The organism is uncultured Flavobacterium sp. (assembly GCF_963975005.1).
In the GTDB taxonomy this organism is placed as follows: domain Bacteria; phylum Bacteroidota; class Bacteroidia; order Flavobacteriales; family Flavobacteriaceae; genus Flavobacterium.
On sequence record NZ_CAXBFR010000027.1, the window covers coordinates 20,635 to 27,834 of the forward strand.

Below are 7,200 nucleotides of genomic sequence, written 5' to 3' on the forward strand. Positions count from 1 at the left end.
TTTTATAAAATATAATCTGAATTTCTCTTAATAAGACTTATCCTCTTCCTCTTCTTTCTTCACAACCTTTCTGGCCACTTCAATTTTAAATTTCTTTCCTTTCATTTTTTGATCTTGGATGTTCTTTAAAAATTCGGTTACTTTTCCGTATTTTACGGCTGCAAACGAAATAAAATCTTTTACTTCAATTAAACCCAAATCTCCTTTTTCCAATTTTCCTTTTTGCGAAAAGAAACCAACAATGTCAAATTTATTCAACTTGTTTTTCTTTCCACCACTAATATAAATGGTCTGAAATTGCGGTGGTCTTGGCAATTTTGTCGTTTCGGTAACTACTAATTTTTCTAAACTATAATCAAAATACTCCAACTTCTTTTCACTTTCGTGAATCAAAGCATAAGCCGTTCCAGAAGCTAACATACGAGCCGTACGACCATTTCTGTGGGTAAACTCATCTTCCTTTAAAGGCAAATGATAATGAATAACATGCTTCATTTCAGGAATATCTAAACCACGAGCTGCTAAATCGGTCGTAATCAAATAACTCATACTTCCATTTCTAAACTGAATCAAAGCACGTTCACGCTCATCTTGATCCATTCCTCCATGATAAAAAGTAGCGTAAATTCCCTTTTCGTTTAGCATATCACTAATGCGTTCCACAGCATCACGATGGTTGCAAAACACAATCGCACTTTCTCCTTTTAAAGAGCAAATCAACTGAAAAAGTGTATTTATCTTATCTTTTTCTTTAGAAATAACCAATTTTACGTCTAAATTCGAGTTTTCCTCTTCTTCCACAATGAAGTCTAAAACCGTTGGATTTACAACTCGTGTGTATTTCGGAATTTCAATTCCAGCTGTAGCGGAAACTAAAACACGTTTGTTTAATTTTGGCAAACGACTAATGATATAAGACATTTCTTCATGAAAACCCAGTTGTAAGGATTTGTCAAATTCGTCTAAAACTAAAGTTGTGATATTTTCCACATCAAACGATTTTCTGTCTAAATGATCTCCAATTCTTCCTGGAGTTCCAATTAAAATCGCTGGTGGATTGCTTAAATTCTTAATTTCTGTATCTAATGAATGACCACCATAACAAATATTTACTTTGTAATTCGTTCCCATTTTCTTCCAAACTTGCTCAATTTGAAGTCCCAATTCTCGAGAAGGAACTAAAATTAAACACTGAACAGTATTGATATTTTCTTCCAAAAGTTGAAAAATTGGCATCAAAAAAGCCAAGGTTTTCCCTGAACCTGTTGGAGAAAGTAATAAAACATTATTATCTTGAAGAATAGTAGTCTGTGCTACTTCTTGCATTTCATTTAGGCTTTCGATTCCTAAATTGACAAGTAAATTTGTCGAATGGTGATTTGTATTCATGGGGCAAAGATAGTCTTTGAATTCAGAATTTAGAAATTAGAATTCAGAAATATGTCCTTGACCTTCACTTCGAGTGATTAAATTTAGCCACTGATTCACTGATTAAACATATAACTTTTAAAAATCTGTGAATCTGTGGCAAAAAAATTCTATTTTTGAAAGAACAAATCAAACATCATGCGTCACATAATTACATTATTGCTTTTAAGTTCATTGTTTTCCTATTCACAAGAAAAATACTTGACACCTTTTGAAAAAGGAAACGGCAATCAATCGACAACTTATGAAGAATGTATTGCTTATTATCAAAAACTAGATAGTGCTTTTGAAACGGTTTATCTAAAAGAAATGGGTAAAACCGATAGCGGTGAACCTTTACATATTGTGATTTATAATCCAGATAAGCAATTTAGTTTTACACAAATTAATAGAGATAAAGCTGTAATTTTAGTCAATAACGGCATTCATCCAGGTGAACCAGACGGAATTGACGCAACTATGATGTTAATTAGAGATTTAGCTACAAAAAAAGTTGCTGTTCCTAAAAACACGGTTTTAGTAGCTATTCCAGTTTATAATATTGGTGGAAGTTTGAATCGAAATTCACATTCAAGAGCCAATCAAAATGGTCCAGAAGCATATGGTTTTAGAGGGAATTCGAGAAACTATGATTTGAACAGAGATTTTATTAAAACAGATTCCAAAAATTCAAAGAGTTTTCAAGAGATTTTTCATTTGGTAAATCCAGATATGTTTATTGACAATCACGTGAGTAATGGTGCTGATTATCAATATACTTTTACGTGTATTGCTACACAACATCAACGTTTAGGTGGAAAATTAGGAGAATTTTATAAAACCGAAATGCATCCAGCAATCGTAAAAGATTTGCAGAAAAAAAAGATAGAAAGTGTTCCTTACGTAAACATTCACGGTGACAAACCAGATGATGGTTTTGCTCAATTTATGGATACACCAAGATATGCAACGGGTTACACTACGTTGTTCAACGCCATAGGTTCTGTACCTGAAACACATATGTTAAAAGATTTTTCAAGTCGCGTAAAAGTGACTTATGAATACATGGTTTCGAGTTTGAATTATGTGGATAAAAACTATCAAAAAATCAAAGCCTTAAAAGCTGAAAATTTAGAGAATTATAAAGTGGGAAATCTATATCCTTTAAATTGGGAACTTGATTCTACAAAAATTTCTACCATTACTTTTCGTGGTTATGAAGGTGCTTACAAACCAAGTGATGTTTCTGGAAAACCAAGATTGTTTTATGACAGAGCGAAACCTTTTACCAAAAATATTCCGTTTTATAATGATTATAAATCGACTAAAGACGTCGTGATTCCTGCTTATTATGTGGTTCCAAAATCACAGTGGACGATTTTAGATTTGTTGGAAGTCAACCAAATTGAAATGACGGAAATTAAAAATGATACCTTAATAGAAGTCGAAAGTTATAAAATTGCAGATTATAAAACCTCTAAAAATCCTTATGAAGGACATTATGGGCATTACAATACCGTTGTAAGTTCAAAAATAGAAAAGTTAAAATTCAGAAAAGGAGATTTTTTAATAAAAACCCAACAAAAAGGGATGAAATATCTTTTAGAAACCTTAGAACCAGAAGCAGTTGACAGTTACTTTAACTGGAATTATTTTGATCCTATTTTACAACAAAAAGAGTATTTTTCGGCTTATGTTTTTGAAGATTTAGCCAAAGAAATTTTAGATAAAAATCCAACCTTAAAAGCTGAAATTGAAGCTAAAAAGAAATCAGATGTTGCTTTTGAAAAAAGTGGTGAAGCACAATTGGATTGGATTTACAGACATTCAGAATATTTTGAAAAGGCTTATTTGCAATATCCTGTTTATAGGGTAAATTAAATAGTTTTAAATTAAATTTTCTTCTTTAAAAATTTTCAAAGCTTTTTCAGTTTCACTTTTACCATTAGAAAATGAACTTGGTAGCATTATTAATCTTTTATTTAATATATTATTTTCATTATTAAAATAAATTTCAAAATAAGCTCTAGTTAAAAAAGGTTTTGCTTTATTAAAAATAACTTTTTTAATTGAATTTCTAAAAATAATTGGAGTTGTTGAAGTATTTCTACTAGTTATAATTCCATAAACTAAATAGAGTCCAAGAGAAAGAAAAAGCAACGAAAAAACATAATCTTTATTAATAAAGACTGCATAAGATTTATATAATAAAAAAACAGAAATCAATCCATAAATAATTAAAACTCTATTTATATTATTACTAACAACAACTTTACTAATGTCATCTATATTTAAATCTTTAGATAAAATAATTTTATCATTAAATACGTGACAATAACCAATTTTAGCTTTAAAGATCTTATTTTCTTCTGAATTCATAAGTTGTAAACGGTTTAAAAAAACAAATTTCACGAATTAACAAAGGTCAATTCGTGAAATTTGTGTGATAAATTATTAAATATTAATGATTGTGACCTTCATGACTTTCTACTAAATCCATTTCACAAACTGGACATTTACCTGGAGCATCATACATTTTTCCTTTTTCACAATCCATTGGACATGCATAACTTGCCATGTGCATTTCTTCTGCTGGCATTTCTCCTGTAGCTTCAACACTAGTTTCTGTGGTCACTTCTTTTTTTGCTTCTTCTTTACAAGACACAAATGTTAGCGTAGCGATTGCGAATACAAACATTACAATTGATTTCTTCATTTTTTATATAGTTTAAAATTAATAATTCATTTTTTATTTTTCTTCTTCAAATAGCAATTTAATATTCTCATATGAATTTTCTAAAAGTGTTGGAACATCCTTTGGGTTAATCCATTCCACTTTTTCAATGCCTTCTTCGGCTTGTCCTTCGGTTGTGCCATCAAAAGTAGAATTCATTTCATACCAAGTCGTTATTTTTAATTTATAGCGACCATTTCGTTTAAAAACATGATACGTTTTTTGTAATTTCTCAATAATTGATAAACCATTTACACCTGTTTCTTCCTCAACTTCTCGCATGGCTGTTTCTTCCATGGTTTCGTTTTTTTCAGTTCCACCTTTTGGCAAATCCCATTTTCCATTCCTAAAAATGAATAAAATATCTCCTTTTTCATTTTTAACCAATCCACCTCCAGCTTTTACTACAGGTATTTTTGACTTCAATGTCTTTAATAATAAGGATTCATCAGGATGATACAAAAAAGCTTTTTGAATTTTATTCTGAAAAATTTTAATGATAAGTTTTTTGATATCAATGCTTTCCAAAAGGAATAATTGAAAGTCGGTTTCTTTTTCTATTTTATTTGTCAAAAAAAGTGGCTTATCGTTCACAAAAACTTTATACATTTGCAATATGATTTTTAATAACAACACAGCACATAAAACAGCCGAATTGCTTTTACAAATAAACGCAATTAAATTAAATACTGAAAATTATTTTACTTGGGCTTCTGGCTGGAAGTCTCCAATTTATTGTGACAACCGCTTGGTACTGTCTTTTCCACCTATTAGAAACTACATTCGAGATGAATTTGCTAAACAAATTGAAAACCAATTTGGAAAGCCAGATGTCATTGCAGGTGTTGCGACTGGAGCTATTGGAATTGGTATACTTGTTGCAGAAGAATTAGGACTTCCGTTCGTATATGTAAGACCTGAAGCTAAAAAACATGGTAGACAAAATCAAGTGGAAGGTTTTTTACAAAAAGGACAAAACGTAGTAGTCGTTGAAGATTTAATAAGTACTGGTGGAAGTAGTCTTATGGCTGTAGAAGCTTTACGGAACGAAGGTGCAAATGTTAAAGGAATGGCTGCCATATTTACTTATGGTTTTGATGTTTCAAAAGACAGCTTTAAAAAAGCAAACATAGATGTTTATACTTTAAGTGATTATAACACACTTTTAGCAAAAGCCGTTGAAAAACAATATGTAACTGAAAAAGAAATGGAATCTTTGATTGAATGGTCAAAAAGTCCGTCTACTTGGAATCAAGAATAAAAAAATAAAAAAATGAATTTAGAAAGCCCAAAAGTAAAGATTGAAAAATCAGCTCAATATATTTTCGAAAAATTAACAGACGTTAAAAGTTTTGAAAAATTAATGCCCGAAAACATTGCGAAATTTGAAGTCATTGATGAAAATTGCTTTGAATTTGGTTTAAAAGGCATGCCTGAAATTAAATTAGTAATGAAAGACAAAATTGAACCTACAAAAGTTGTTTTAGGAGCAGCAAGTAGTAAGTTACCTTTTACTTTAACAGGAAACATTACTCCAATTGACGAAACAAATTGTGAAGTACAATTGCAATTTGACGGAGAATTTAATCCAATGATGGCTATGATGATAAAAGGTCCAATTGGTAAATTTATTGAAACATTAGCTTCAAATATGGGGAAATTGTAAAATTTTCAATTTAAAAAAATCAAAACCTTTCCTAACCGAAAGGTTTTTTTATGACTAATACACAAAGAATAAAGTTGTAACTTTGCACAAAATACAAAATAATGAATTCTTTTTTTGACTTTGATTTACCAAAATCACTACAAAAAGCCCTTGATGAATTAGGTTTTGAGAAACCTACTCCAATTCAAGCAAAAGCCTATAAAGTTATACTTTCGGGTAGAGACGTTATGGGAATTGCTCAAACAGGAACAGGAAAAACGTTTGCTTACCTTTTACCAATTTTAAAACAATGGAAATTCGTAGCAGATTTACATACACCAAGAGTAGTAATATTAGTTCCAACACGTGAATTAGTAGTTCAAGTAGTAGAAGAAATTGAAAAATTGACAACCTACATGAATATCCGAACTTTAGGAATTTATGGTGGTGTTAATATTAACACACAAAAAACTTCAGTTTATACAGGAACTGATATTTTAGTAGCAACTCCAGGTCGAATTATGGATTTGGCTTTGGATAATGTAGTTCGCTTTGATACACTTCAAAAATTAGTAATTGATGAATTTGATGAAATCTTAAATTTAGGTTTTAGAACGCAATTGACTGCTATTTTATCAATGATGCGAACTAAAAAACAAAACATCTTGTTTTCTGCAACCATGACAGAAGAGGTTGATGAATTGTTAGACGAATATTTTGATTTACCACTAGAAGTTTCATTGGCTCCAAGTGGAACTCCATTAGAACAAATTAGCCAATATATTTATAGTGTTCCCAATTTCCTTACGAAATTAAACATCTTACAACATATTTTAGAAAGCGATGAAACTACTTCTCGTGTGCTAATTTTTATAAATAGTAAACGTATTTCTGAATTAGTAGATGACTTTTTGGAAGAACATTTTGCAGGTCAATTTGGTGTAATTAATTCCAACAAGACACAAAACTATCGTTTGAATACTATGGAAAGTTTTCAAAGTGGTGAACTCCGTGGTTTAATTACGACTGACATTATGGCTCGTGGATTAGATATTACTGATATTACTCACATTTTCAATTTACAGTTTCCTGACGAACCAGAACGTTATATTCACAGAATTGGTAGAACAGGTCGTGCTGATAAAGAAGGTGTTGCCATAAGTTTCATTGCACCAAAAGAAGAAGAAATGCTTTTTGAAGTGGAAAAATTGATGAATCAAGAAATTGAAATCCTTGATATTCCTAAAGACGTTGTTGTTGAAGTTCGAAAATTAGAATTCGAGAAAGACAAAGTCAAAATGAAAGTGAAGAAAAAGAAAGAAGACAACGAAAGAGGTGCTTCTTTTCATGAAAAAAGTGAGAAAAACAGTAAAGTCAATCTTGGTGGACCAGGAAAACGATATAAAAAAGTTTC

The 7,200-nt window shown here is 30.6% G+C and carries 8 protein-coding genes; 4 read left to right on the top strand and 4 right to left on the bottom strand.

From position 1 onward, the window contains the following. Positions 1-27: 27 nt before the first annotated feature. A complete protein-coding gene (locus AACZ53_RS05230) occupies positions 28-1,389 on the bottom strand; it encodes a DEAD/DEAH box helicase (RefSeq protein ID WP_339835422.1) in 1,362 nt (453 codons plus the stop codon). Between the two features lie 177 nt (positions 1,390-1,566). Between AACZ53_RS05230 and AACZ53_RS05235 the strand changes: the two genes are divergently transcribed. After that, positions 1,567-3,288 (top strand): M14 family zinc carboxypeptidase, encoded by a 1,722-nt coding sequence (locus AACZ53_RS05235; RefSeq protein ID WP_339835424.1) that lies wholly within the window; start codon positions 1,567-1,569, stop codon positions 3,286-3,288. Positions 3,289-3,294: 6 nt separating this feature from the next. Here the strand turns inward: AACZ53_RS05235 and AACZ53_RS05240 are convergent, their stop codons facing one another. The 3 genes from AACZ53_RS05240 to AACZ53_RS05250 form a co-directional block, all read right to left on the bottom strand. Continuing rightward, positions 3,295-3,786, bottom strand: a complete 492-nt coding sequence (locus AACZ53_RS05240) for a phosphoribosylaminoimidazolesuccinocarboxamide synthase (protein WP_339835427.1) — start codon at positions 3,784-3,786, stop codon at positions 3,295-3,297. 82 nt (positions 3,787-3,868) lie between these two features. Beyond that, a complete protein-coding gene (locus AACZ53_RS05245) occupies positions 3,869-4,123 on the bottom strand; it encodes a heavy metal-binding domain-containing protein (RefSeq protein WP_339835430.1) in 255 nt (84 codons plus the stop codon). Positions 4,124-4,156: 33 nt separating this feature from the next. Next, positions 4,157-4,750 (bottom strand): NUDIX domain-containing protein, encoded by a 594-nt coding sequence (locus AACZ53_RS05250; protein WP_339835433.1) that lies wholly within the window; start codon positions 4,748-4,750, stop codon positions 4,157-4,159. A gap of 7 nt (positions 4,751-4,757) precedes the next feature. Here AACZ53_RS05250 and pyrE point away from each other — a divergent pair, with 7 nt between their 5' ends. The 3 genes from pyrE to AACZ53_RS05265 form a co-directional block, all read left to right on the top strand. Further along, complete coding sequence (gene pyrE, locus AACZ53_RS05255; RefSeq protein ID WP_026716276.1) at positions 4,758-5,402, top strand: orotate phosphoribosyltransferase; 645 nt, start codon at positions 4,758-4,760, stop codon at positions 5,400-5,402. Between the two features lie 12 nt (positions 5,403-5,414). Beyond that, positions 5,415-5,807, top strand: a complete 393-nt coding sequence (locus tag AACZ53_RS05260) for an SRPBCC family protein (RefSeq protein ID WP_339835438.1) — start codon at positions 5,415-5,417, stop codon at positions 5,805-5,807. A 101-nt stretch (positions 5,808-5,908) separates the two neighbouring features. Next, positions 5,909-7,200: DEAD/DEAH box helicase (locus AACZ53_RS05265; protein WP_339835440.1), on the top strand; the 1,292-nt coding region annotated here is incomplete at its 3' end.

What these genes read in the sequence shown, in the direction of transcription:
- AACZ53_RS05230 (WP_339835422.1), bottom strand. Translation starts at nt 1,389, where the DNA reads ATGAATACAAATCACCATTCGACAAATTTACTTGTCAATTTAGGAATC.
- AACZ53_RS05235 (WP_339835424.1), top strand. Translation starts at nt 1,567, where the DNA reads ATGCGTCACATAATTACATTATTGCTTTTAAGTTCATTGTTTTCCTAT.
- AACZ53_RS05240 (WP_339835427.1), bottom strand. Translation starts at nt 3,786, where the DNA reads ATGAATTCAGAAGAAAATAAGATCTTTAAAGCTAAAATTGGTTATTGT.
- AACZ53_RS05245 (WP_339835430.1), bottom strand. Translation starts at nt 4,123, where the DNA reads ATGAAGAAATCAATTGTAATGTTTGTATTCGCAATCGCTACGCTAACA.
- AACZ53_RS05250 (WP_339835433.1), bottom strand. Translation starts at nt 4,750, where the DNA reads ATGTATAAAGTTTTTGTGAACGATAAGCCACTTTTTTTGACAAATAAA.
- pyrE (WP_026716276.1), top strand. Translation starts at nt 4,758, where the DNA reads ATGATTTTTAATAACAACACAGCACATAAAACAGCCGAATTGCTTTTA.
- AACZ53_RS05260 (WP_339835438.1), top strand. Translation starts at nt 5,415, where the DNA reads ATGAATTTAGAAAGCCCAAAAGTAAAGATTGAAAAATCAGCTCAATAT.